The organism is Sphingomonas sp. HMP9 (assembly GCF_013374115.1).
Lineage (GTDB): Bacteria > Pseudomonadota > Alphaproteobacteria > Sphingomonadales > Sphingomonadaceae > Sphingomonas.
On sequence record NZ_AP022673.1, the window covers coordinates 1924634 to 1949422 of the forward strand.

20 protein-coding genes, 2 pseudogenes and 1 riboswitch are annotated in these 24789 nt (G+C 66.8%); of the genes and pseudogenes, 11 read left to right on the forward strand and 11 right to left on the reverse strand.

Annotated elements, in window-relative coordinates; translation table 11 throughout:
• Positions 1-206 precede the first annotated feature (206 nt).
• Positions 207-884, forward strand: a complete 678-nt coding sequence (locus tag HMP09_RS08505; protein WP_176500000.1) for a dienelactone hydrolase family protein — start codon at positions 207-209, stop codon at positions 882-884.
• 258 nt (positions 885-1142) lie between these two features.
• On the opposite strand, the gene HMP09_RS08510 is transcribed toward HMP09_RS08505, so the two are convergent.
• A complete protein-coding gene (locus HMP09_RS08510; RefSeq protein WP_176500001.1) occupies positions 1143-1988 on the reverse strand; it encodes an oxidoreductase in 846 nt (281 codons plus the stop codon).
• Between the two features lie 114 nt (positions 1989-2102).
• On the opposite strand from HMP09_RS08510, the gene ada reads away from it, so the two are divergent.
• Complete coding sequence (gene ada, locus HMP09_RS08515; RefSeq protein WP_176500002.1) at positions 2103-3158, forward strand: bifunctional DNA-binding transcriptional regulator/O6-methylguanine-DNA methyltransferase Ada; 1056 nt, start codon at positions 2103-2105, stop codon at positions 3156-3158.
• On the opposite strand, the gene HMP09_RS08520 is transcribed toward ada, so the two are convergent.
• On the reverse strand, positions 3134-4636 hold the full coding sequence (locus HMP09_RS08520) for a S1C family serine protease (protein WP_176500003.1): 1503 nt from the start codon (positions 4634-4636) through the stop codon (positions 3134-3136). The two genes, ada and HMP09_RS08520, sit on opposite strands and share 25 nt — an antisense overlap.
• Positions 4637-4780: 144 nt before the next feature.
• Here HMP09_RS08520 and HMP09_RS08525 point away from each other — a divergent pair, with 144 nt between their 5' ends.
• Positions 4781-6331, forward strand: coding sequence for a CpaF family protein (locus HMP09_RS08525; protein WP_176500004.1), 1551 nt, complete (start codon positions 4781-4783; stop codon positions 6329-6331).
• Positions 6332-6842: 511 nt separating this feature from the next.
• A complete protein-coding gene (locus HMP09_RS08530) occupies positions 6843-8075 on the forward strand; it encodes a PDZ domain-containing protein (RefSeq protein ID WP_176500005.1) in 1233 nt (410 codons plus the stop codon).
• 17 nt (positions 8076-8092) lie between these two features.
• Here the strand turns inward: HMP09_RS08530 and HMP09_RS08535 are convergent, their stop codons facing one another.
• On the reverse strand, positions 8093-8278 hold the full coding sequence (locus HMP09_RS08535) for a hypothetical protein (RefSeq protein ID WP_176500006.1): 186 nt from the start codon (positions 8276-8278) through the stop codon (positions 8093-8095).
• 3 nt (positions 8279-8281) lie between these two features.
• Positions 8282-8821, reverse strand: coding sequence for a polyhydroxyalkanoate synthesis repressor PhaR (phaR, locus tag HMP09_RS08540; RefSeq protein ID WP_176500007.1), 540 nt, complete (start codon positions 8819-8821; stop codon positions 8282-8284).
• 125 nt (positions 8822-8946) lie between these two features.
• Here phaR and HMP09_RS08545 point away from each other — a divergent pair, with 125 nt between their 5' ends.
• The 3 genes from HMP09_RS08545 (at position 8947) to HMP09_RS08555 (ending at position 14563) form a co-directional block, all read left to right on the forward strand.
• Positions 8947-9894, forward strand: a complete 948-nt coding sequence (locus HMP09_RS08545; RefSeq protein ID WP_232090811.1) for an alpha/beta fold hydrolase — start codon at positions 8947-8949, stop codon at positions 9892-9894.
• A gap of 33 nt (positions 9895-9927) precedes the next feature.
• Positions 9928-11115, forward strand: coding sequence for an acetyl-CoA C-acetyltransferase (locus tag HMP09_RS08550; RefSeq protein ID WP_176500009.1), 1188 nt, complete (start codon positions 9928-9930; stop codon positions 11113-11115).
• 151 nt (positions 11116-11266) lie between these two features.
• Positions 11267-14563: a TonB-dependent receptor domain-containing protein gene (locus tag HMP09_RS08555; protein WP_232090813.1), complete on the forward strand. Its 3297-nt coding sequence runs from the start codon at positions 11267-11269 to the stop codon at positions 14561-14563.
• Positions 14564-14627: 64 nt separating this feature from the next.
• On the opposite strand, the gene alr is transcribed toward HMP09_RS08555, so the two are convergent.
• The 7 genes from alr to HMP09_RS08590 form a co-directional block, all read right to left on the reverse strand.
• Positions 14628-15653, reverse strand: coding sequence for an alanine racemase (alr, locus tag HMP09_RS08560; protein WP_176501670.1), 1026 nt, complete (start codon positions 15651-15653; stop codon positions 14628-14630).
• A gap of 49 nt (positions 15654-15702) precedes the next feature.
• Entirely contained in the window at positions 15703-16497 is a 795-nt protein-coding gene (locus HMP09_RS08565) for an ABC transporter ATP-binding protein (RefSeq protein WP_176500011.1), read from the reverse strand.
• Complete coding sequence (locus HMP09_RS08570) at positions 16488-17456, reverse strand: FecCD family ABC transporter permease (protein ID WP_176500012.1); 969 nt, start codon at positions 17454-17456, stop codon at positions 16488-16490. The genes HMP09_RS08565 and HMP09_RS08570 overlap by 10 nt, the downstream gene beginning before the upstream one ends.
• A 148-nt stretch (positions 17457-17604) precedes the next feature.
• Positions 17605-18411, reverse strand: a complete 807-nt coding sequence (locus HMP09_RS08575; protein ID WP_176500013.1) for an ABC transporter substrate-binding protein — start codon at positions 18409-18411, stop codon at positions 17605-17607.
• Complete coding sequence (locus HMP09_RS08580) at positions 18408-20306, reverse strand: TonB-dependent receptor plug domain-containing protein (protein ID WP_176500014.1); 1899 nt, start codon at positions 20304-20306, stop codon at positions 18408-18410. The genes HMP09_RS08575 and HMP09_RS08580 overlap by 4 nt, the downstream gene beginning before the upstream one ends.
• 116 nt (positions 20307-20422) lie before the next feature.
• A riboswitch (cobalamin riboswitch) is annotated at positions 20423-20621 on the reverse strand.
• A gap of 320 nt (positions 20622-20941) precedes the next feature.
• Positions 20942-23005, reverse strand: coding sequence for a TonB-dependent receptor (locus HMP09_RS08585; protein WP_176500015.1), 2064 nt, complete (start codon positions 23003-23005; stop codon positions 20942-20944).
• 48 nt (positions 23006-23053) lie between these two features.
• The gene (locus tag HMP09_RS08590) at positions 23054-23644 is read right to left on the reverse strand and encodes a DUF4126 domain-containing protein (RefSeq protein WP_232090815.1); all 591 of its coding nucleotides are present in this window, start codon (positions 23642-23644) and stop codon (positions 23054-23056) included.
• A 58-nt stretch (positions 23645-23702) separates the two neighbouring features.
• Here HMP09_RS08590 and HMP09_RS18660 point away from each other — a divergent pair.
• The 4 genes and pseudogenes from HMP09_RS18660 to HMP09_RS08605 all read left to right on the forward strand — a co-directional run.
• Positions 23703-23768 (forward strand): annotated as a pseudogene (locus tag HMP09_RS18660) (hypothetical protein); the annotation flags it as partial.
• Between the two features lie 41 nt (positions 23769-23809).
• Positions 23810-23947, forward strand: a pseudogene (locus tag HMP09_RS18390) (SDR family oxidoreductase); the annotation flags it as partial.
• Positions 23948-23963: 16 nt separating this feature from the next.
• Complete coding sequence (msrB, locus tag HMP09_RS08600; protein ID WP_176500016.1) at positions 23964-24413, forward strand: peptide-methionine (R)-S-oxide reductase MsrB; 450 nt, start codon at positions 23964-23966, stop codon at positions 24411-24413.
• 93 nt (positions 24414-24506) lie between these two features.
• Complete coding sequence (locus HMP09_RS08605) at positions 24507-24650, forward strand: hypothetical protein (RefSeq protein ID WP_176500017.1); 144 nt, start codon at positions 24507-24509, stop codon at positions 24648-24650.
• Positions 24651-24789: the final 139 nt, after the last annotated feature.

Consider the following 24789-nt stretch of genomic DNA (forward strand, 5'->3'; position numbering starts at 1 on the left):
GAGCGTCGGGGCGGTCGGTTTGTGACTGTTTTGTCATTGGCAGATGGTTGGAAGGCCCCACCTCAGCCTCTTCGTCATCCCCGCGCAGGCGGGGATCCATAGCCTTCGGACCCAGCGCTTTCATCGCACGGCCTGTCACTATGGGTTCCCGCCTCCGCGGGAATGACGATAATGATCGGAACAGGATCACACGACGAGGAATGAGAATGACCGGCACGATGGAAACGATGACCATGTCCGACGGCGCGACCGTCGCGGTCTATCATGCGCAACCGACTGGCGAGCGCCGCGGCGGGCTCGTCCTGGTGCAGGAGATCTTCGGCGTCACCGACCATATCCGCGACCTGTGCGACGAATACGCCGCCGACGGGTACGAGGTGCTGGCGCCCGCGCTGTTCGATCGCGAGCATCCCGGGTTCGAGGCGGACTATTCGGGCGACGGCCTGGCGCGCGGGATCGAACTCGCACGGCAACTTCACCCGTTCGAGCTGTCGCTGAAGGACGTCCAGACCTGCATCGATACGCTCGCCCCGGCGGGCCCGGTGTTCGTGGTCGGCTATTGCTATGGCGGCTCGGTCGCGTGGTTCGCGTCGACCAAGCTGACCGGCGTTGCGGCGGCGAGCGGCTATTATGGCAGCATGATCCCGGCGACAGCGGACGAGGAACCCAAGGTTCCGGTGATCCTCCACTTCGGCCGCCACGACCACGGCATCCCGATGGAGGGCGTCGAACAGGTCATCGTCAAGGATTGGCCCAACGCGACGGTGTATGTCTACGAGGCCGGCCACGGGTTCAACTCGGACCGGCGGAAGGATTATCACGAGCCGAGCGCGGATCTGGCCAAGCAGCGCACGCTCGACCTGTTCCGCGCGCACGGGGGCTGAGTTACCCGGCTACCACCCCGGAGAAGGCCGGGCCCAATTGGGAAGGTAGTAATAACCGGGGGAAGCGCTCCGTTAGCGACGTCCCCCAATTGGGCCCCGGCCTTCGCCGGGGTGGGGCAGAGGGTGGCACGGCGGCCGTGCTATATGGGAGGGTCACCCCGTTCCCCCGCGGAGGCGGGGGTCCAGGAATCAGGCAGCGCGCCGCCCGTGGCTCCTGGATCCCCGCCTTCGCGGGGAAACAGGAGGTTGAGCCTCAAATCACTCCGCTGGGAAATCGGCGCCCAGGCTGGTCGCCTTGTGCGCCTCGATCTCCTTCAACCGACCGGCGATCTTCTCCACCACCGCATCATACCCCCAGCGCCCCAGCACCAGATGTCGCGGCGGGTTCGCATCCTCGGTCAGCGCGATCATCGCCTCGCCCGCGCGCACCGGATCGCCGGCTTGAGTCCCGCTGATCTCGCGCGTGCTGTCGAGCCGTTTGCCCGCGGTCTCCGCATACTCCGCGATCGACACCGGCGTCTGCTTGAGCGAACGCCCGGCCCAGTCGGTGCGGAACGGCCCCGGCTCGACACATGTCACGGCGATCCCAAGCGGCGCGACCTCGGCGAGCACCGAGTCGGAGAACCCCTCCACCGCATGCTTGGACGCGGCATAATAGCCCGAGCCCGGAAACCCGACCAACCCCGCGACCGAGGTGATGTTGATGATATGCCCGCTCTTCTGCGCGCGCAGGATCGGCAAGACCGCGCGCGTCATCGCGAATAGGCCGAACACGTTCGCATCGAACTGCGCGCGGATCTCGGCGTCGTCGCCCTCCTCGACCGACGCCTGATAGCCATAGCCCGCATTGTTCACGAGCACGTCGATCCGCCCGAATTTGGCCTCGGCCTGCGCGACCGCCACCTCGATCTGCGCCTGATCGGTCACGTCGAGCGACACCGCAAGCGCACAGTCCTCCGCGCCGTCCGCTAGATCCGCGACGCGGGTCGCATCACGCGCGGTGACGACCGCGCGCCAGCCGCGTGCGATCACGAGCTTGGCGAGTTCGCGACCGAAGCCGGTCGAGCAGCCGGAGATGAACCAGACGGGGGTGTCGGAGGCCATGAGACATCTTTCGTTATGGGGTATGCGTAGAGGAACGGCCGGGCCGGCGATTGGCTCCCGCTTTGACAGCAAGCCACGGGATGCGCGGGGCGCGCGGCGCGCTATAACCGTCGCATGAGCACCGCCCCTGCCCTCGACGACGACACCGCATGGCGCGCGTTCGAGGCCCGCGATCGCGCGTGGGACGGCCGGTTTCTCGTCGGCGTGAAGACCACCGGCATCTACTGCAAGCCAAGCTGCCCCGCGCGTCACCCCAGGCGCGAGAATGTCACCTTCCACCCCGACCCGGCCAGCGCACGTGCCGCCGGGTTCCGCGCATGCCTGCGCTGCACCCCGGACACGGTCGGCCGCGACCGGATCGCCGTCGCCGCCGCCATCGCGCTGCTCGAAGCCGCCGAAGACCGGCTCTCGCTCGACGCGGTCGCGGCCAAGGTCGGCTACGCGCCGCACCATTTCCACCGCCTGTTCAAGCGCGCCACCGGCGTCACTCCTGCCGCCTACGCACGCGCGTTGCGTACCGGCCGCGCTGTGGACGCTCTATCGGAGGACTCGACCGTGACCGAAGCGATCTACGACGCCGGCTATTCCGCCCCGAGCCGCTTCTACGAGGCGGATGCCAAGCGGCTCGGCATGGCGCCCAGCGCGTGGGCGCGCGGCGGCGAAGGAGTCACGATCCGCTGGACCACCGCCGACACCAGCCTGGGCGCGCTGTTCGTCGCTGCCACCGCCAAGGGCCTGTGCCGCGTGTCGTTCGACGAGGACGCCGACGAACTCCGCCGCCGCTTCCCCAACGCGACGATCGAACCGGGCGATGCCGTGCTGGCCGAGCTGGCCGCGCACGTCGTCGCCGCCGTCGAATCCCCCGACCGCGATCAGGACCTGCCGCTCGACGTCCGCGGCACCGCGTTCCAGGAGGCGATCTGGCAGGCGCTGCGCACCATCCCGATCGGCGAGACGCGCACCTATAGCGAACTCGCCGCGCTCGCCGGCCGACCCACTGCGGTGCGCGCCGCCGGCACCGCGTGCGGCCAGAACCCGGTGTCGATCGTCATCCCCTGCCACCGCGCGCAACGGATCGGCGGGGCGCTCGGCGGCTATGCGTACGGGCTCGACCGCAAACGCGCGCTGCTCGCGACCGAAGCAGCTCAGCGCGCGGATTTGCAGGAATAGACGAGCTTTTCGTTCGGCAGCGGCGGCAGCACCGCGCGGATCGCCGCCTGCTGCCCGGCGAGCCGCGCCAGGGCCGCATCGTCCATGTTGCACACGTTCGGCACCACACCGCGCGCAGTCCGCGCCGCGGTCATCCCCGCCGCCGACAGCAGATAGCGCGTGTTGGAATAGACACGCGTCGCGGGGTCGAACGAGAGGACCGACACGGTCTGCTCGGCGTCGGGCACCAGCACGCGGTCGAACCGCCCGTTCGCACCGACATATTGCGTCTTGCCGTTCATGCAGCCTTTCACACCCCAGTCGATCGGCACGTCTTCGCTCGACGAGATGGTGATACGGCTGCGCTCCGGGATCAGCGTGCAGACGAGCTTGCCGAGCGCGGCATCGGGCGTGGATATCCGTGTCTTGGGCAGCGCGGACAGCGGCACGTCGACCTCTCCCGAAGGCCGGAGCACGAACACGACGATCGCCACCAGCACGCTCAGCCCACCGACCCCCAACGCCCAGATCGCCTGCCGCCGCTGCCCCCGCGATTCGAGCAGCCCCGCGCTCCCGATCACGAGAGCGCCCGCGACCAACAACAGTCCGGCGATCGCCATCACGTTCTCGCGGCTGCGCGACGCCTCGGTCCGCGCCTTCTCCACCGCGACTTCGCGTGCCATCGCATCCTGCGTCGCCGCATCGCGCTTCGCCGACGCCGCGTCCGCGGTCGCCCGCGCATCCGCGTCGCTGTCCTGCCGCAACCGATCCTCGATCGAGGTGCAGCCCGTTCCGATCGACGCATAGGGCTGTTTCGCATCGTGCAGGAACCCTGCCAGCTCGGTATCCGCAATCGCGAACCCGAACGTCGAATCGCCTTCCTCGCCGCGGGTAATCGCCGAATTGACCCCGATCACGCGCCCGCACCGGTCGAGCAGCGGCCCGCCCGAATTGCCCCGTGCGATGCTCGCCGTGTGCAGCAGCACTTCGACACTGCTCAGCACGCGACGACCAGACAGCACGCCCTCGGACCGCACCGGCGTCATCGGCCGGATGTAATCCGCCGCCGATCGCGCGGTCGCCAAATCGACATTGCCGGGGAAGCCCAACGACACCACCGCATCGCCCTCGCTCATCGGCCCGGTATACAGTGCGCTCGGCGGCAGGCGCGCGCCGGTGAACTCGATCAGTGCCAGGTCGCGCTGCGAATCATACGCGATCACCTTGCCCTGGTACGATTTGGTGCCCTCGGTGGGCACGATCCCGACGACGATATTGTCGGGATAGCGCTCGGCGAGATCGACGACGTGCGCGTTGGTGACGATCCGGTTGGGCGCGATCGCAAAGCCGCTGCCATGGCCAAAGCCGACGACCTGATCGTCGACCACCGCGATCGTCACGACGCGCACCACGCCGCGCCCGGTGGCGGCGATGTCGTCGGCAGACGCGGAGCTCGCCAACCCGAAGGAGAGCGCGAGAAGGAGCAGCAGGCGGATCATGCACCAGCCTTCGGGGAGTTCGCGGCAACGATCAACCCTGACCATCGCGCCGCGCGACACCGGGCCATTCAAGCACCTATTTTGGTTAGCAAATTATCAAGCCTTCACGCCTAACCCGGTCGGCATTCATCCAGGGATACAGGCATGAGCGCATTCGGGCGTCGTAATGGCATCAGCGGGGGGCAGTCGGCCCGTCCCGCATTCGGCGTCGCGCGTCCGATGCAGGGAAGCTCGATGCCGGGCAGCAGTCCCGTCGCGCGCGCCGAACCCGAAGGCGGCGCGCAATTTCCGCCGATCGATTCGCTGCCGATGCCCGGCGAGACCGAGGGCTTCGGGTCCGGCATGATGGCCGCCACGCAGATGGACGCCATGCAGCGCCTCTCCGATCGCCAGAACGCCAGCGGCGAGGCCGGTAACAGCCGCGTCGAGGGGTTCGAACAGTCGATCCACAAGATCAAGGAACAGGTCCTCCCGCGCCTGCTCGAACGCGTCGATCCGGAAGCGGCGGCAACGCTCGACAAGGACGAACTGGCCGAGGAATTCCGCCCGATCATCGGCGAGGTGCTCGCCGAGCTGAAGCTGACGCTCAACCGCCGCGAACAGTTCGCGCTGGAAAAGGTGCTGGTCGACGAGCTGCTCGGGCTCGGGCCGCTTGAGGAATTGCTGGCGGATCCGAACATCACCGACATCATGGTGAACGGCCCCGACCAGACCTATGTCGAGCGCAAGGGCAAGCTCGAACTCGCGCCCATCCAGTTCCGCGACGAGGAGCATCTGTTCCAGATCGCGCAACGCATCGTCAATTCGGTCGGCCGCCGCGTCGACCAGACCTCGCCGCTCGCCGATGCGCGCCTGAAGGACGGCTCACGCGTCAACGTGATCGTCCCGCCGCTGTCGTTGCGCGGCACCGCGATCTCGATCCGTAAGTTTTCGGCGAAACCAATCACGCTCGACATGATGGCGGGGTTCGGCAGCATGAGCCCCAAGATGGCAACCGCGCTGAAGATCGCAGGCGCGTCACGCTTCAACGTCGTGATCTCGGGCGGTACCGGCTCGGGCAAGACGACGATGCTCAACGCGCTGTCGAAGATGATCGACCCCGGCGAGCGCGTGCTGACGATCGAGGATGCGGCCGAACTTCGCCTGCAACAGCCGCACTGGCTGCCGCTCGAAACGCGGCCGGCCAATCTCGAGGGCCAGGGCGAGATCAGCATCCGCGATCTCGTGAAGAACGCGCTGCGTATGCGGCCGGACCGGATCATCCTGGGCGAAATTCGTGGCTCCGAGTGTTTCGACATGCTCGCGGCCATGAACACGGGTCACGACGGCTCGATGTGCACGCTCCACGCCAACTCCCCGCGCGAGGCGCTCGCGCGCATGGAGAACATGGTGATGATGTCGGACATCAAGGTACCGAAGGAAGCCATCTCTCGGCAGATCGCGGACTCGGTCGAGCTGATCATCCAGGTCAAGCGCCTGCGCGACGGCTCGCGCCGGGTGACCAACATCACCGAGGTGATCGGGATGGAGGGCCCGGTGATCGTCACGCAGGAACTGTTCAAGTTCGAATATCTGGACGAAAGTGCGGACGGCAAGATCGTGGGCGAATACCGCTCGATGGGGTTGCGGCCGTATACGCTGGAGAAGGCGAAACAATTCGGGTTCGACCAGGCGTATCTGGAAGCGTGCCTGTAGGGGCATCTCTAGTCGGACACGATCCAGCGAGGGGCACCACCCCGGCGGAGGCAACCACCCCGGCGGAGGCCGGGGCCCAGTTGGAAAGGTGGCAATAACGAAACGTTGTCCGCTTTTATCACGGTCCCCCAACTGGGCCCCGGCCTCCGCCGGGGTGGTCAACTTTGCGCACGTTGCGCGCGGCTCGGATCGCTCTGCTTGGGCCTCGTTTCATCCTGCCGGTTTCACAGGGCTAGCTTCGGCAGGTTCGTCCTCTCTTCTACCGTTCCCCCGCGAACGCGGGGGTCCAGAAGCCACGAATGCCCCCGCCCGTGACCCTGGGCTCCCGCTTTCGCGGGAGAACGGGGATGCTCGCGATCGGATTGGCAGGATCGGATCGAGATGAAGCGCGGCGCGGCATCGATCCTGTCCGGCTGGGGAAGGCTGACGCATCGATCTCATCCGGTCTGGCCCCCGGTTCGGCGAAGCCCCCGCTTGTACGCCGTCCGCGACCCGCTAGGGACAACGCCACATGCGTCGCGCCCTGCTCACACTCGTCCCGCTGCTCGCGGTCCTGATCGTCTCCGCACGCGAGCCGGCAGCGCCAGCCGCGGCCATCTCCCCCGCGGCCATTTCCCCCGCGGCACGCGACCGCGGCGTCTACCATCTCGCCACCGACGCCGAAGCGCGATGGATCCCGTTCGACCTCACCCCCGGCAACCAGATCCGCTTCCAGATGCAGCTCGACGGCCGCGCGATCACCGCGATCCTCGACACCGGCGTCAGCTACACCTTGCTCGCCAAGGCGTCCCCCGCGGTCGATCCCGCCAAGCTGGTCGCCGGCGGCAGCGCGACCGCGATTGGCGGATCGGTCGCGCTCGGGTGGATGCCGACGCGCTCGGTGGCGCTCGGTGGCCTCGCCCGGACCGGCGGCGGCGTGACGGTCGCCGACCTGCCCGCGATCGCCACCGGCAGCGCCTCCGCGGTCGACCTGCTGGTCGGCGCCGACATGCTCGCTGGCCACGCGCTCGACATCGATTACGCCGCCAAGCGTTTCCGCCTGCTCCGCTCCGGCCGTCTCCCGTTCAAAGGCGAGAGCGCACCGCTGCGCGTTTCCACCGAACGCAGCGTCTACGAAAGCGCGCTCGCGCTGGGTGGCCGACGCCTAGCGCCGATCGTGGTCGATACCGGCGACGGCTCGTCGATCACCGTCACGGCGGCGGGCTGGAAAGCCGCGAACCTGACCGCCTTGCGCACGACCAGCGCGATCTCGTTCGGGCTCGCCGGCCCGGCGGTGAGCGGCCTCGCGATCGTCCCCGAAATCCATGTCGGCGAGATGGTCGCGCGCGAAGCCGAGGTTCGCATCGAGCCGGCAAATGGATTCTCGCAGGCGATCGGTACTGCAGGCCGGATCGGATCTGGCTTCCTCCAGAATTACCGCGTGCTGCTCGATCCCGGCGCGCGGCGGATGGTGCTGAGCCGCGGTCCCAAGGCCGACCTGCCGCCGCCGCGCTCGACCAGTGGCTTGCTCATCGGCATCGAGAAGGAACGGCTGAAGGTCCTCCACGTCATGCGCGGCGGGCCTGCGGCAGCCTCCGGCTGGAAGGACGGCGACCTGATCTGCGCGATCGACGGGACACGCGTCACCAGCGGCTATGCGACCAGTCCGATTGCGTCATGGACGGCAGGCATGCCCGGCCGTGTCGTCACGCTCGGACTGTGCGACGGCACGACGCGAACCATGACGCTGAAGACCTTTTACTGATCAGGCGCGCGCGCCGTTCAGGTCTTGAATGCCAGCCCGACCGTGACGGCCAATCCGATCAGCGCGAGCATCTGGACGGTCGGCCAGTCGACCCAACCGACCGAGTCCGGATCGCGCCGACGTCGCCTGCGGCGCTCGCCCAGCCCCGCGACGACGGCCAGTGCGGCCAGCGCGCCGCTCGCACTCCACAACACCGGACCCATCGCTCAGCCGAGCTTCTCGACCTTTTCCTGCAACTTGGCGAGTTCGGTGCGCAGCGCCGCGATCTCGTCGTCCTTGCTGGCGGGTGCGGGGGCCGCCGCGGCGGGCGTCATCGCCTGCGCCGCGACATCGAACATCGCGAGGTTGCGCTTGGCGATGTCGGCAAACGGGGAGTTCGCGAACGCGCCCTCGACCGCGGACTTGAACTGGTCGTGGTTGCGACGGAAGCTGTCCATCGACGCCTCCAGATACCCCGGCACCATCGTCTGCATCGAATCGCCGTACATCGAGATCAGCTGGCGCAGGAAGTTTACCGGCATCATCGTCTCGCCGCGGCTCTCCTCCTCCATGATGATCTGCGTGAGGACGTTGTGCGTGATGTCCTCGTCGGTCTTCGCATCGACCACCTTGAAGTCGCGGCCCTCGCGAGTCATCGTCGCGAGATGATCGAGCGTGATGTAGGATGACGACTCGGTGTTATAGAGCCGCCGGTTGGCGTATTTCTTGATAATGACGATTCCGTCGGCAGCCGGTTGCTTCTTCATGGATCCCCCGTCTTATGTTTGAAACGGAGGCTACAGTCTTTGATGACGCACCGCAACAAGGCCCGAGACCCTTACCCCTGTTCCTCGACGTGTTGCGCAGCGAGACCGCAGCATCGCCCGATCGGATGGCCCGCGCGCTAGCGGGACTGCGCGCGTATCAGGCGGCTGTACGAGAGAAACCGGCCGATCCGAAACCCGCGACCCACCGTGCCGGCCGGGTCTCGCTACGCGATTACGGCGGCGAAGGTCGCCCCGTCGTGTTCGTGCCGTCGTTGATAAACCCCCCCGAGATCCTCGATCACACGCCTCAGTCTTCGCTGGTGCAGTGGACCGCCGCGCAAGGGTTTCATAGCTGGCTGGTCGATTGGGGATCGCCCGGTAGCGAAGACCGCGATCTCGATCTGGCGGCGCATGTCGAACGTCTGCTGGTCCCGCTGCTTCGGGCCCTCCCCGAACCGCCCGTGCTGGTCGGCTATTGCCTGGGCGGGACACTCGCACTGGGCGCCGCCGCGATCACCCCCGTCGCCGGGGTCGCGACGATTGCCGCACCCTGGCACTTCGCCGGTTACGGCGAGGACCGGCCCAAACTCGCCGCGACCTGGGCCGCAGTACAGCCCGCTGCCGCGCTGCTCGGCCTGCTCCCGATGGAAGTTCTGCAAGCCGGCTTCTGGCAACTCGACCCGGCACGCACGATCGCCAAATACGAAGCGTTCGCCGACCTCGCCCCCGACAGCGCCGCGGCGCTCGCATTCGTCCGGCTCGAGGATTGGGCTAACGCCGGTGCCCCCCTCCCCTATGCGGCCGCAGCCTCGCTGTTCGAGGACTGTCTCGCCAACGACCTGCCCGGCACCGGCGGCTGGATCATCGCCGGCGCCCAGGTCGATCCGCTCGCCCTCGCCTGCCCGACGCTCGAGTTCGTCTCGATCAGCGACCGTATCGTTCCCGCCGCCACCGCGATCGGATTCGCCGACCGCCGCGATCTCGGCGCAGGTCATGTCGGCATGATCGTCGGGCGCTCCGCCCGCCCGCGCCTCTGGGAACCGCTCGCCAACTGGATCGCCGCGCTCGACTGACCTACATGGGATCCAACCACAGAGGATCCCGACATGACCGACCTGAACCCCAACGACGTCGTCATCACCGCCGCCAAGCGCACCCCGGTCGGCAGCTTCCTGGGCGCCTTCGCGTCAACCCCAGCGCACGAACTCGGCCGCATCGCGATCGAGGCTGCGCTCGAACAGGCCGGCGTCGCGGGCGAGGACGTCTCCGAAGTCATCCTCGGCCAGGTCCTCACCGCCGCGCAAGGGCAGAACCCCGCGCGCCAGGCCTCGATGGCGGCCGGCGTCCCCAAGGAAATTCCGGCCTGGGGCGTCAACCAGGTCTGCGGTTCCGGCCTGCGCGCCGTCGCGCTCGCCGCACAGGCGATCCAGACCGGCGATGCGACCATCGTCGTCGCGGGCGGCCAGGAATCGATGTCACTCTCCGCGCACGCGCAATCGATCCGCGGCGGCCAGAAGATGGGCAATCTCAGCCTCGTCGACACGATGGTCAGCGACGGCCTGACCGATGTCTTCAACGGCTATCACATGGGTATCACCGCCGAGAATCTGGCGGAGCAATACCAGGTCACGCGCGGCGAACAGGACGCCTTCTCGGTCGCCTCGCAGAACAAGGCCGAGGCCGCGCGCGGCTCAGGGAGGTTCAAGGACGAGATCGCCCCCGTCACGATCAAGGGCCGCAAGGGCGACACCGTGGTCGCCGACGACGAATATATCCGCGCCGGCGCGACGATCGAGAGCGTCTCGGGCGTGAAACCGGCGTTCAAGAAGGACGGCACCGTCACCGCAGCAAACGCCAGTGGTCTCAACGACGGCGCCGCCGCGCTTGTCATGATGCGCCGCGACGAAGCCGAACGCCGCGGCTCGACCATCCTCGCGACGATCAGGAGTTGGGCCTCGGCCGGTGTCGACCCGTCGATTATGGGCATCGGCCCCGTCCCCGCGACCAGACGCGCGCTGGACAAGGCCGGTTGGACGCTCGCCGACCTCGACCTGATCGAGGCCAACGAAGCCTTCGCCGCCCAGGCCTTGTCGGTCGGCAAGGAACTCGGCTGGGACGCATCGAAGGTCAACGTCAACGGCGGCGCGATCGCGATCGGCCACCCGATCGGCGCAAGCGGTGCCCGCGTCCTGACAACGCTGATCTACGAGATGCAGAAGCGCGATTCGAAGCGTGGACTTGCCACTTTGTGCATCGGCGGCGGCATGGGTATCGCCATGTGTCTGGAAAGGTAGGGAAACTGTCCTTATGTTGCGGGAATGTTACAGCAACATAGTAAAGTGACAGAAAATTTATTAATCAGCCATTAATCATTGCGCGACTGCGAGGTTTGGCGGCACCGTAGACCCGTTCAGCGTCATAAAGACCTGTAAACGGGGGTAATTAATGGTGATTTCTCGCTTAGCGAGCGCGACTGCGCTCGCCGGTACCTTGTTTTTCGTACCCGGCCTTGCGGTCGCGCAAACGCAGACGAACAGCGTCGAAACGCCCTATGGACCGACTCAGCCGGACGCCGCGACCACGCCACCGCCGTCTGCGCGGGACCAGCTTGGGTCGTCCGACGTCACGGACCAGACCGCAGCGGCCGACGATGAAATCACCGTCACGGGCTCGAGAATCCGTGTCAGCCGGAAGATCGACGCTGCCGTACCGGTTACGACGATCACGGCAGCACAGTTGCTCGGGACGCGCGGCGACGTTTCGCTGGGCGACGCGCTCAACCAATTGCCGCAGCTTCGCTCGACGTTCAGCCAGGCAAACTCGACGGGGAGCATCGGCACCGCTGGTCTCAACCTCCTCGATCTGCGCGGCCTGGGTACAGCGCGCACGCTGACCTTGGTCAACGGACGCCGCATCGTGACCGCCGTCCCCGGCAGCTATACGCCTGACGTCAACACGATTCCCTACGATCTCGTGGAGTCGGTCGACCTCGTCACTGGTGGCAACTCAGCGATTTACGGATCCGACGCGATCGCAGGCGTCGTCAACTTCCGTCTGCGCAAGGATTACGAAGGTCTGAAACTTCGCGGACAAGGCGGCGTGACGTCCTATGGCGACCGCGGCACGTACCTGCTCAGCGCCGTTGCCGGCCACAATTTCTTCGACGGGAAGATCAATCTTACCGCTTCCGGCGAATATTCCCGTGCGAACTCGGTCTTCTATCAGGATCGCGACTATCTTGGCGCCTTCAGCGGGACCCCGGCCTTCATCACGTCGCAAACCACGTCTGCTCCCAATCGCAATTTTGACGGCGTACCGAATACGGCGTTCGTTCCGCGCGGCAGCGTGTTCAGCAATCGCTCGACCGGTGGCAGCGTCATCACGTCGTGCCCCACCACGGCAACAGCGGCGAACCTCGCGCAGCGAACCAATGTCTGCACGGGGCAATTGTCGCCGACCGGTGGTCCGATCGCCTATACCTATGTTTTCCAGCCCGATGGTTCGCTCGCACGCGACAGCAACATCACCGACCTTCGCTCGATCGGCGGCGGCGTACTGGGCGGCTTCGGCGCCACCGGTGTCGAGGATGCCATGCTGCTCCCCAAGAACGAGCGCTATGTTGCCAACATCAATCTGAGCGGCAACTTCTCGCCGGCATTCAAGCCGTTCATCGAGGCGACTTACGTCAAGGTGGATGTCGAGCAGCAGTCGACCCAGCCGACCTTCACTGGCGGTACACTGTCGTCCACGTTCAGCGTCAACAACCCGTTCCTGTCGGCCGCAAATCGGGCAACGCTGTCGTCGATCCTGGCACCAGGCGCTACGAGCTTCACGCTGAACCGCTTCAACAACGACTTCGGCACGCGTGCGGAATTTCACAATCGCGAAACCTATCGTGGCGTGATCGGTGTCGAGGGTGACATCAGCAAGACCGGCAACCTGCACTACGAAGTCGCCGGAAACTATGGTCGCACCGAAAACCATTACCGGACAGGCGGCAACGTCCTGCTTGCCAATTACGGGCGCGCTATCAATGCCGTTGTCGCACCCGCCAATTATACCGGCAGCAACTTCGTGCAGAACGCAGCCGGCCAACGTGTGGTTTGCGGCGTCAATGCCGATGCCAACACGACGAACGATGATGCCAACTGCGTCCCACTGAACCTGTTCGGCGCCAACCGCTATGACAGCCGCGCGCTTGGCTACACGCTCTACACGTCGACCCGGGATCAATGGGCCGAAGAAATCGACGTAACGGCATCATTGTCCGGCGACTCATCTGGCCTGTTCAGCCTGCCTGGCGGCCCCGTCGGCTTTGCCTTCGGTGGCGAATATCGCCGCGAGGACGCGTTCTCGGGACAGGATCCGGTTACGGCATCGGGCGCGACCTTCCTCAACCCCGCCTCGACGTTCGATCCACCATCGGTCAACATCAAGGAACTGTTCGGCGAACTTCGCGTGCCGTTGCTCGCGAACATTCCCTTCATTCACGAACTGACGATCGAGGGCGCCGGACGCGTTTCCGATTACGGCGGCAATACCGGTTCGGTCGTTGCGTGGAACGCAGGCGGTATCTGGGCACCATTCCGCGACCTGCGATTCCGTGGCACGTTGGCACGGTCGGTCCGGGCGCCGAACCTGTCCAATCTGTACGCAACCGCGGCTACGACGTTCGTCAACGGGTTGACCGATCCGTGCGATCAGCCCGGCGGGACCAACTCGGGCAACAACATCACCGCCAATCCCAACCGCGCCGCAAACTGCGCCGCGGCCGGTATTCCGACGACGATCACGTTTGCCGACCCACAGTCCGGCGCACAACTGGTTCGTCCCTGGACGAACCAGTCGCCTTCAGGTGTCGCCGGCGTCAATCAGGGCAATCTCGGCCTGACCCCTGAAATTGGCTACAGCTTTACGGTTGGCACTATCTACACCCCGCATCAGGTTCCGGGTCTGAGCCTCAAGGTCGAATATTATAACATCCGCGTGAAGAACGTCATCTCCGGCCTGACCGGACAGGCGATCATCAACCGTTGCTATGACGACACGAACGGTATCGACAATACGTTCTGCGCCGCCGTCTTCCGCCGCACAACCGGGGAACCAACGACCAACCTGACCTTCAACGGCCAGACCTCGCGAACGATCGACCAGGCGCAGTTCACGTTCCCGACCACGGGCAACGGTATCGGCTTCATCAACCAGCCATTCAATTTCGCACAACTCAAGACACGCGGTATTGATTTCGATGCCAGCTACGCTCGTGACTTCAGCGAAAACTGGGGCGTGAATTTCCGCTTCCAAGTCAGCTACGTCATGGATCGCCTGAATTACGCCTACATCACCGAGCCGAACCGGTACGATCGTCTGGATAGCACATTGGGTGATCCACGTTGGCAAGGTGCCTTCAATGCCGCGGTTCATTCGGGCCCGATCGAGCTGTCCTACAATGCGCGGTACGTCGGCAAGCAGATCGTTTCGGGTCTGGTGTACGAAACCTTCTTCGCATCACAGGGGCGCCCCGCACTTAATCCCGACGCGCGGCCATTCGTGTATTATGATCCGATCGTGTATCACAATGCCCGCATCAACCTTCGCGCGAACGACAAGTATCGCTTCTTCTTCGGTGTCGACAATCTCACCAACGAGTTGCCGCCGTACGAATTGACGGGGACGGGTAGCGATGCGATCTATCCGAATACGGGTCGGTTCTTTTATGCCGGCGCAGAGTTCAAGTTCTAAACGGTAGAATTACAGAAAAACCTTGGGCCGCCTTTTTGGCGGCCTTTTTTTTTGGACCTTTTGGTCAGTCCCAATGGCGATCGAAGCGCGCGCCGAGACCTGTCAGCAGTTCATATTGCGACATCCCCGATAGCGCGGCCGCTTCGGGCAAGGCGAAATCCAGCGCGAGCCATGTGCCTTCTTGCATCGTCGGCACGCTCGTCACGTCGATGGCGACGAGATCCATCGATACGCGGCCGATTACGGGAATCGCGATGCCGCCTGCCAATGCGGTTCCGCAGTTCGAAAATCCGCGGAAATAGCCGTCGGCATAGCCTAGATTGAGGATCGCCACGTCGGTGTCCGCCGTCGCGGTCCAGGTCGCGTTATAGCCGACCGTTTGCCCCACAGATACGCGGCGGCGCTGGAGGATCTGCGCTTCGATCGTGACTACGGACTCGATCGCATCCGCCAGCCCTGCACGGGGAACACCGCCATACAGCGCCAACCCCGGACGGGTCAGGTCGAACGCATACCCCTTGAGCGCGATGCCCGCCGAGTTGGCCAGACTCATCCGCCTCGCCGCCGTCCGCCCGACGAGCGCGGCGAAGCGGTCGCGTTGCGCTTCGTTCATCGGCGAGTCCTCGTCGGCGCAGGCCAGGTGACTCATCAGCGTTTCGATTGCGAGTCCATCGAGCAGGCCGCCCGCGATATCGTCCGCCGAAATGCCAAGGCGGTTCATGCCGGTGTCGACCATGACGTCGCACGCCCCGCCGCCCGCCGCCTTCCAGCGCGCGACCTGGGTGGGGGTGTTCAGGACCGGGCGGGCGAAGCCGGCGGCCGCGGCGGGCATGTCCTCCTCGCGGACACCGTGGAGGACCGACACGGTCAGGCCCAGCGGCGCGAGTTCGGCGGCCTCCTGCCAGTTCGAGACGAAGAAATCGCGGCAGCCGGCGTCGGCGAGGCGACGCGCGACGTCGATCGCGCCAAGCCCGTAGCCGTTCGCCTTGACCGCCGCGCCGCACGCGGCGGTGCCGCTCATGCGATCGAGCGTGCGCCAGTTCTGGACGAGGGCGTCGCCGTCGAGGCGCAGGCGGAGGGGAGCGGGAATGTCGATCACCCGGCGCGGGATAGTGCCCCCGGCCGGGCGCGTCGACCGTCTATGCCGCGTCGCCGTCGAATGAACCGGCGCGCCCGACTGGAACGAGCAGGCGGCGAACACCGTCGTCGAGGTGCGCCACGCGGACGCCGAACACGCGGCCGAGCGTGTCCGCGGTCATGACTTCGGCCACCGGCCCGAATGCGACGACCCGGCCATCCGCGATCAGCAGCGCGTCGTCGGCCGCGCGCTGCGCCTGGACGAGGTCGTGGAGGACGATCGCCACCCCTGCCCCGCCGAGCGCATAGCTGCGCAGGCGGGTGAGCAGGTCGATCTGGTGCGCGGGGTCGAGGCTTGCGAGCGGTTCGTCGGCGAGCAACCAGCGCGGTTCGCCTGCCAGCACGCGCGCGAGCAAGACGCGCGCGCGTTCGCCGCCGGAGAGTTCGCCGACCGGGCGATCCGCGAGATGGAGCGTCTCGGTATCGTGCATCGCCTGCTCCACCGCCGCGTAGTCGGCAACCGACGGGGCGGCATGCGCGCCGAGATGCGGCAGGCGACCGAGCGCGACGACATCGCGCGAGACGATGTTCCAATGCACCGTCGCGTCCTGCGGAAGATAACCGATCGCGCGGGCTCGGGCGCGCGGGTCCATTCGCGCGACGTCCTGCGCGTCGAGCCGGACGCTGCCGGTGCTGCGGTCGACGAGCGCGGCGGCGGCCTTGACGAGCGTGCTCTTGCCCGCGCCGTTCGGGCCGAGGATCGCGGTGACGCGGCCGGGGCGGAGATGCGCGGACACGTCGCTCAGGACAATGCGCTTGCCGAGCGTCACGCCCAGCGCCGCGATGATCAGATCCATGCGCGGCCCCGTTCCCTGACCAGCAAGACGAGGAAGAACGGCGCGCCGATCATCGCCATCGCCACGCCGAGCCGGACTTCGCCCGCACCGGGTGCGAGACGGACAAGGCTGTCCGCAGCGAGGACCAGCGCTGCACCACCGAGCGCGGAGGGCAGCAGCAACGCGCTCGGGCGATGCCCGAAGATTGGTCGCAGTAGGTGTGGCACGACCAGCCCGACAAAGCCGATCACGCCGGTCACCGCGACGCCCGCGCCGACGACGAGCCCGGTGCCGAGCACCACCAGCAACCGCACGCGGCCCATCCGTATCCCGAGCGACCGCGCCGCCGCCTCGCCCAACGCCAGTGCGTCGAGCGACCGGCCGGTCAGCAACAGCAACACCGCGCCGGCAAGCATTGGCGGCAGGGCAAGCGTCACGTCGTCCCAGCCGCGATCGGTCAGCGCGCCCATGATCCAGTCGATCACCTCTGCGACCGCATAGGGGTTCGGCGCGATCGAAATCAGGAACGCGGTGAGCGCACCGGCAAGGCTCGACAGCACCGTGCCCGCGAGGATGAACGTGATCGCGCTCGGCGACCGCCATGTCAGCGCGGCGAGCAACGCGACCGCGCCGCCCGCGCCCAGCATCGCGGCGACGAAGATCGCGGGGCCGGAGCCCAAACCGAACACGATCGCCGCCACCGCCGCAAGCGCTGCGACCGACGACACGCCGACGACCGCGGGGTCGGCGAGCGGGTTGCGGAGATACCCTTGCAGCACCGCCCCCGACAGCCCGAGCGTCGCGCCGAGCGCGAGCCCGAGTACCGCGCGGGGCAGGCGCAGTTCGAGGATGATCCACCAGCGCGGATCGCTGGAGAACCAGGCGGAGGCCGGCACCCAGACTTTCCCACAGCCGAGCGACAGCCCGAACAGGAGGACTACAAGCAGGCCAAGCGCGATGAGTTTGAGCAAGCGGGTCATCATAATGCGTCCCGAAGCATGCCGAACGCCACCACCCCGGCGGAGGCCGGGGCCCAATTGGGGAACACTTGCGACAGTGGGCAGCGCGCAATTATTTTGGCCATTCCAATTGGACCCCCGCCTACGCCTAAGTGGCGTGCATGTCGCATCACAGCCCCGCCCGGATCGCGGCGAGGCGTTCGAGAGCAGGCGGGATCGTCGGCCCGCCGCAATTGATCAGCACGCGCGAGAAGACGGCTTGCGGCGTGCGCGGCAACAAACGGTGGCGCAACGCGGTGCCGCGGCCGGCGCGTTCGGAGGCGATCACGACGGCGGGCGGCTGCGTCACGATCGTCTCGGCGGACAGCGTGCCGGTATGCGTCAGGCCGTAGGTCGCGGCCGCGTTGCGGAAGCCGACGCGCGTCATCATGTCGTTCAGCAACGTGCTTCCCCCGGTCGCGAGATCGCCGCTGATATAGAGCAACGCGCTTGGCGAAGCGCTGTCCTTGCGGCTCCAGCGTGCCACCGCGCGGTCGATCTCGGCGTTGATCCGTGCGCCACCCATCGGCGCTCCCGCGGCCTCGGCGATCTGCGTGACCTGCGCCTGGCTTTCCGCAATCGAGTCGGGGATGCCGACCAGCAGCGTCTTCAGCCCGGCCCGCGCGTAAGCCGCTTGCGTCGCGGGCGGCGTATAGGTGCTGGCGATGACCAGATCGGGATGGAGCGCGATCACCTCCTCCGCGGTCCCGGCGATCCCGCGAAACCGGTGGGCGACGGCGATAGGGATCGAGGTCGCGGACGGGTCTTGCGAATAATGGCTGATCGCGGCGATCCGCGCGGGCGGCAGGATGCGGATCAGCACCGCATCCACGCACGGATTGGTCGAGACGATCCCCCCGCCCCCGCTCGCCGCCAGACTCGGGGGCCTGGCACAGCCTCCGAGCAGGAGCGCGAGGAGGATCGCCGCCCGGCTCACTTCAGGCGCAACCGCACGCCGCCATAGGCCGCGCGGCCGTAATTGCCGTAGCCGGCGATCGTCTCGTATCGCGCGTCGGTCAGGTTATCGACACGGCCATAGACCGCGAACCGCTCGCCGATCGGCAGCTCCGCACGAACCCCGGCGAGCGCATAGCCGTCGAGCCGCGTGGTATTGCCGGCGTCGTCGAAGCTGTCACCGACCATCGTCACGGTGCCGCCGACGGACAGGCCGAACCCGAACCGGTAATCGGCATCGACGCTCGCGGTCTGCTTGGGGCGCCGCGCGAGATCATTGCCGAAATTGTCGCCGATCGAACGGTTCTCGGTGTCGATATAGCTGTAGTTTGCCGTCAGCGTCAGCGCGTCGACCGGGCGCAACGCGAGCGTAAACTCGACGCCCTCCGCTTCGGCCCGCGCAACATTGTCGTAGACGCCGAACGGACGGTTGGCGCAGATCGAGTCGCGCGTCGCCAGCTCGGCCGGGCTGCAATCGCGAAAGTCGATCTGGTTGCGCGTGCGGCGATTGAAATAGGTGACGCCGACGCGTGCCCGGTTACCGAGAAACGCCTGTTCGACGCCGACGTCGAAGTTGCGCGCGGTCTCCGGAGCGAGGAAGGAATTCCCGTAGTCGGAGAAGAGCTGGTACAAGGTCGGTGCCTTGAAGCCCTCGCCGTAGCTGGCGCGGAAAGTGGTGCCAGCGTTGAGGGCAAGTGCAGCGTTCGCGCCGACCGTCGTGTGGCTGCCAAAATCGTCGTGATCGTCGTTGCGGATGCCGCCGGTGACGGTGAGAATGTCGAGCGGCTTGACGATCAGCTGGCCGTACACACTGGTGATGCCGGTATCCGCGAAGGTAGTGCCGTCGTTGAAACGGCTGTTCTCGCGCTCGACGCCTGCGACCACGCGCACCCGGTCGATCGGGCGGAAGTCGCCTTGGTACTCATAGCGCTCGCTGCGGCCGCGACCGATGAACGATATGTCGCCGCCGGGGTTGGAGAAGTTGTCGCGGTTGATGTCGGCGATCGTGAACGCCACGCGATTGTTGAACCGGCCGTCGGCCAGGTTCGCATGCAGCCCGGCATAGCCGTACACCTCCTGCGTCGTGCCATATGCGGGGCTGTCCGCCACCACGTACGTCTCCGGGTCGAAACCATCGTCGATGTCGACACGGCTGTCCGCGAAATAGCCGCGCAGGTCGAGGCCGATGCCCGGCGCGAACTCGACGCCGAGCCGCCCGGTCGCGCCATATTGACGATAGCCGTCGCGCTCGGTGCCGCTGGCCGCCGACGAGATGCCGTCGGTGCGCAGATATCCGCCGGTCAGCGATCCCGACACCGGCCCCGACTTGCCCGAGACGCCGGCGCTGGCGAACACGCCGTCGGCATAGCCATATTCGGCGTTGGCGCGCGCCTGGACGCCTTCGGTCGGCGCGGCGGTGATGATGTTGACGACGCCGCCGATCGCCTGGCTGCCCCACGGCACCGAGTTCGGCCCGCGCAACACCTCGATCCGCTCGACCGAGCTCGACAGGAGGTTGCCGAAGTTGAAGCCGCCGCCGGTCGACGACGGATCGTTGACGCGCACGCCGTCGATCACGACGAGCGTCTGGTCCGCCTCGGCGCCGCGGATGCGGACGCTGGTCAGCGCACCGACCGTGCCGTTGCGCGTGACGGTGACGCCGGGCGTGGTCGCGAGCAGGTCGGACACCACGGTGGTTTGCCGGCGCTCGATCTCGGCGCGGTCGATCACGGTCACGGCTTGGCCGATCTCGCTCAGCGGTTGCGCCGCGCGGGTCGCGGTGACGACGATGTCGGAGGCATCGCTATCGGGGATCGTCTGGGCATTCGCCGGTGCCACGATCATCGCGGCGCCCAGGAGAAGGAAGAACTTCGTCATCAGGCACGTCCTAACCAGAACCGCCTGCGACCATTCGCAGCGCGGCCAGACGTCTCTCGCTCGAGGAAACCCGGCTATGCCGGAGCACTCGTCCGCGCCGGACACCCGCCCGCGCAGTGGATCGACCGTGAGAGGCAGGTCTCCTGGCTTCCGGGTCGCCGCGTCCACCCCGCCTTCCCAGGTCGAAACCCAGTGGCATATTCGGGGTGGCCGCTATCCGGTCACAGTTGCGGGTACAGCGCCGGTCTTGCGGATCTCCGCGCACCGACTTCCCTTTTGATCCCGTCGCCGGGAACCCTTCACGAGGGCGGCATTAGTCGCGCGCCAGGCACGGGTCAACGCGGGGGATAAGGAGCATCGACCCGCAAGGGGGCGCTGGGGTAAGCAGGCTGACCATCCATAGCACCACCCCGGCGCAGGCCGGGGCCCAGTTGGGAAACGTCGCTAAGGGAGCGCTGCCCCTCGTTACTGCGACCTTGCCAACTGGGCCCCGGCCTTCGCCGGGGTGGTGGCGTGTTGGTCAGGACGACGCGTTCCCTTCCTTGCTCTCCCGCGAAGGCGGGAGCCCAGACTGGGTCCCCGCCTTCGCGGGGGAAACACGCTATCTTCGTTTCCTTGGCGGGGCGAAATGAATCTTACCGGAGCCCGTACCGCAGCCCCACCCAGATCGTCCGCGGGGTCGCGCGCTCGACGATGGTCGCGCCGCTGATCCCTGCCTCGACGCGCTCGTCGAACAGATTCTCCCCGCGCAGTTCAGCGACCAGCGAGCGCGTGATCGGTAACGCCGCATACGCATCCAGCGTCGTCGCCGGAGCGAGCACCCGCGTGTTCTGGTCGTCGTCATACTGTCGCCCGATATGCCGCACCGTCAGCGACACCGCCGCCGCCTCGCGCCGCCAGTCGACCGTCCCCGACACCTGGTCGCGCGGCGTCTGCGCCGGTCGCAAGCCGTCCAACGCGGCGGTGATCCCCGAACCCTCGACCGTCGAACTCGTATGCGACCATGACGCCTGCACACCGATCGGACCGGGCCGATACGCCGCATCCAGCTCGAACCCCTGCGCGCGGATCGCGTCGAGATTCTGGCGGACACGGTAGGTGGTCACCCCCGGCAGCACCTGCGATGGACTGGTCGTCGTGACGTTCGCCACGGCATCCTTCAGCCGGTTGTAGAAATAGGTCGCGGCGATGCTCATCCCCGGCGCCGGTGCCAGCGTGACACCACCCTCGACCCCCGTCAGCCGTTCCGGCGACAGCAGTGCATTGGCCGCGGTCGCATCATTGCCGACACGGAACGGCCGATACAGCTCGTTGAGCGTCGGCAACCGCCATCCGCGATACCCAGCCGCGCGCAGCGTGATCGCCTCGACCGGCTGGTACGCCACGCCCGCCCGCCCCGTCGTCTCGCTGCCGTCGCGATCCGCATAGCGCAGGTTGGTCAATGCCGCCCCGCCCGCCAGCGGCCGTTCGGTCAGATAGCCGCCATCGATCGACCACCAGTCGACCCGCCCGCCAAGGCTGACCGTAAAGTCGCCCGCCACCAGGCTCCCATCCGCGAACATACCGGTCGTCGTCGTACTACCGCCAGCCTCGCGCCGCCGCGTCGGCACCGCGGACACGAACGTATAGAGCTCCTGCGTCTTGCCGCGGACATCGCGAACATCCGCACCCAGCCTGAGCGTGATATTCTCCCCCAGCGGCGGAGCGATCTCGATGCGCCCGCCCATCCCGGTCGCCGGCGTATTATACTGGTTCAGCGACTGGATCGCGGTCGTCCGCGGCGCATTGATGCTGTTGAAGCTGCTCGCGAACGCCCGCGTCTGCAGATACGCCAGCGCCGAATAGCCCCAGCGCCCGCGCCCGATCAGCCGGACGCTCGCATCCGCGCCCTCGCTTGTATTATCGGTAAAGTCGCTCCCCCGGTCGCGCCGATCGGTGAACGCGCTCGCATTCATCTGCACTTCGGTCTTCGCACCGATCCCGATCACGGTCCGCAACGCCCCCGACGCCTGCTCGTACGGCGCAGCGCGATCGACGATCCCTCGGCTTTCTTCGACTGTCGGCGTAAAGCCGTCGCCACGGGCATACGCGCCCGACACGGTCGCAAACCCCGACTCGCGCACCAGGGCTGCCGACCCCTGCGCATCGACTGAATCCCGGCTGCCATACGCAACGCTGCCCTGGAGCGGCGTTGCCCGGTCCGGCGTCGCACTCTCAAGCTCGACCGTCCCGGCCAGCGCCCCCGGCCCCTGGTACCCGCTTCCGCCACCGCGCGTGACGCGGATGCGCCCGAGACGCCCCGTCGCATAGGCCGGAAACGCAACCCAGCCGCCGAACGGATCCGCCTGCGGTACGCCGTCGAACACCAGTAGCGCGCGACTGGACGCGTTGCCGCCGATGCCCCGCAGCGAAATTCCCTGGCTGGTCGGATTGGCACTGCGCGAATCCGACCGGCGGAATTGCTGCAGCCCAGCGACATCGGCCAGCACGCTTTCCAGCCGGTTGCTCGCATTCGCCTGGATCCGGTCGCGGTCGATCGTGACGATGTCGTACGCACGATCGCCGGGCGCGTTCGCAAGCCCGCGCCCGGTGACGACGATGTCAGCCGGTTGACCGGCAGGCGCAACGGTCATTTGCGCGACCGCACGGCCGGACGAAAGCAGCACGAAGGCGAGCGTAGTGAGCGAGATACGGATCATCGCCGGCGCATGGCAGCTTTTCCGCCCGCCCGGAATACGCCTCCGACGTCAGGCCGCGCGGAGAGACCCCGCGTTGCGCGCGATCGCCGCCGCCCCCGCAAGGACCGCGGCATCCTCGACGAACCCCGTCGGCGTCTGGCCGTATTGCGCCATCGCCGCCATCCGCGCGCGCCAGCCGGGATAGGATGCCGCCACCGCGGTCAGTCCGCCGACCGCGGCACCGATCCACCGTTGCCGCCGCGGGACAAGCGACGCGCCCGCGATCGCCGACGTGATGAAGCGCGCGGCCAGCCCGATCGCGACGATCCGGTCGGGCGCGGTCTTCTGCTTGTCGCCTGCCATCTCGCCGATCGCGAGCGCCAGCGCACCCGCCGCGACGAGGGGATGCGACAACAGCTTGGGCGCACCATTGTCGGCGGGCAATTCGTTGCGCGCCGCTGCGATGGCGACCGTGGCGAGCGGCGTCATCGCGCGCTGGCCACCAACAAGGCCCATCAGGAAGGATGCGAGCATGATGATCTCCGGGAAAGCAGGTTCGAACGCATCAACGCGCGCGGGGCCAGCCAGGGTCCGCCATGCCAGCCCGCCGGCGATCTCCTTGGTTTTGCTTGGAAACCGGTACGTGTGCCGGTCGTTCATCGCGGTATCTCCCAAAGTTTGAGGACATGGATCGACGAGATTTGATGGTAAGGTCATAGTGATAACCGGTGCCGCATCGGGCATCGGCGAACGGGCCGCACGTCGCTTTGCCGCAAAAGGCGCGACGCTGGTGCTCGGCGACAAGGACGCGGACAGCCTCGCAAGGGTCGCCGCCAGCCGCCCGAGGACATCGCCGGCGCCATCGCGTTTTTGGCTAGCGCAAACGCGCACTATATAATCGGGGTCAACCTGCCGGTAGACGGCGGCCTGTCCGCCTCGAACGGCCAACCGGCGCTCTCCTGAGCGCGAGAGGATCAGCATGACCGACTACAAGAAGACCGACGAAGCGATCGCCAATCTCACCCCCGAGCAGTTCCACGTCACGCAGCAGAGCGGCACCGAGCGGCCGGGCACGGGCGAATATCTCAACACGCGCGAGCCCGGTCTCTACGTCGACATCGTCTCGGGCGAGCCGCTGTTCGCGTCCGCGGACAAGTTCGATTCGCATTGCGGCTGGCCGAGCTTCACCAAGCCGATCATGCCCGAGCACGTCGCCGAACTGCACGATCGCAGCCACGGCATGGTCCGCACCGAGATCCGTTCGGCAGGCGCCGACAGCCATCTCGGCCACGTGTTCGAAGATGGCCCGCAGGACAAGGGGGGCCTGCGCTACTGCATCAACTCCGCGTCGCTGCGGTTCGTCCCGCGCGCCGACATGGAAGCCAACGGATATGCCGCCTACCTGACGCAGGTCGACGCGGCGGGCTGAACGTCCGGCGTGACGGTGTGTCGCACAGGCACGCCGTCACGTCTTGACGACACTTCCTTTCAGCGCCGGATCGCGAGCTTCGCACCCAGCGTCGTGACCAGCCCGAATACGGCGTGGTTCACGCTGTGTTTCCCGATCGGACAGCTCGCCGCTCCTGCGATCGCCCGCCACCAAGAGCGCAATGATGCGCAGCCCGGCCACGAGCCCGCCTGCGACCGCGCCGGCCGCTCGTCGTGACTGCGCCATACCTGGATCCATGGTTTCGCCCCGGAAGTTCTGCCGCCCACAACGCGGGGATCGCAATTTGGCCCACCCCGTCGGGTCGGCCGATCATCTTTGCGAATCATTGGCTTAGCCGCCGGAACAGCAGCCTTGC

Bases quoted from the DNA above. Each gene is read 5' to 3' on its own strand.
- HMP09_RS08505 (WP_176500000.1), top strand. From the start codon at position 207: ATGACCGGCACGATGGAAACGATGACCATGTCCGACGGCGCGACCGTC.
- HMP09_RS08510 (WP_176500001.1), bottom strand. From the start codon at position 1,988: ATGGCCTCCGACACCCCCGTCTGGTTCATCTCCGGCTGCTCGACCGGC.
- ada (WP_176500002.1), top strand. From the start codon at position 2,103: ATGAGCACCGCCCCTGCCCTCGACGACGACACCGCATGGCGCGCGTTC.
- HMP09_RS08520 (WP_176500003.1), bottom strand. From the start codon at position 4,636: ATGATCCGCCTGCTGCTCCTTCTCGCGCTCTCCTTCGGGTTGGCGAGC.
- HMP09_RS08525 (WP_176500004.1), top strand. From the start codon at position 4,781: ATGAGCGCATTCGGGCGTCGTAATGGCATCAGCGGGGGGCAGTCGGCC.
- HMP09_RS08530 (WP_176500005.1), top strand. From the start codon at position 6,843: ATGCGTCGCGCCCTGCTCACACTCGTCCCGCTGCTCGCGGTCCTGATC.
- HMP09_RS08535 (WP_176500006.1), bottom strand. From the start codon at position 8,278: ATGGGTCCGGTGTTGTGGAGTGCGAGCGGCGCGCTGGCCGCACTGGCC.
- phaR (WP_176500007.1), bottom strand. From the start codon at position 8,821: ATGAAGAAGCAACCGGCTGCCGACGGAATCGTCATTATCAAGAAATAC.
- HMP09_RS08545 (WP_232090811.1), top strand. From the start codon at position 8,947: ATGGCCCGCGCGCTAGCGGGACTGCGCGCGTATCAGGCGGCTGTACGA.
- HMP09_RS08550 (WP_176500009.1), top strand. From the start codon at position 9,928: ATGACCGACCTGAACCCCAACGACGTCGTCATCACCGCCGCCAAGCGC.
- HMP09_RS08555 (WP_232090813.1), top strand. From the start codon at position 11,267: ATGGTGATTTCTCGCTTAGCGAGCGCGACTGCGCTCGCCGGTACCTTG.
- HMP09_RS08565 (WP_176500011.1), bottom strand. From the start codon at position 16,497: ATGGATCTGATCATCGCGGCGCTGGGCGTGACGCTCGGCAAGCGCATT.
- HMP09_RS08570 (WP_176500012.1), bottom strand. From the start codon at position 17,456: ATGACCCGCTTGCTCAAACTCATCGCGCTTGGCCTGCTTGTAGTCCTC.
- HMP09_RS08580 (WP_176500014.1), bottom strand. From the start codon at position 20,306: ATGACGAAGTTCTTCCTTCTCCTGGGCGCCGCGATGATCGTGGCACCG.
- HMP09_RS08585 (WP_176500015.1), bottom strand. From the start codon at position 23,005: ATGATCCGTATCTCGCTCACTACGCTCGCCTTCGTGCTGCTTTCGTCC.
- HMP09_RS08590 (WP_232090815.1), bottom strand. From the start codon at position 23,644: ATGAACGACCGGCACACGTACCGGTTTCCAAGCAAAACCAAGGAGATC.
- msrB (WP_176500016.1), top strand. From the start codon at position 23,964: ATGACCGACTACAAGAAGACCGACGAAGCGATCGCCAATCTCACCCCC.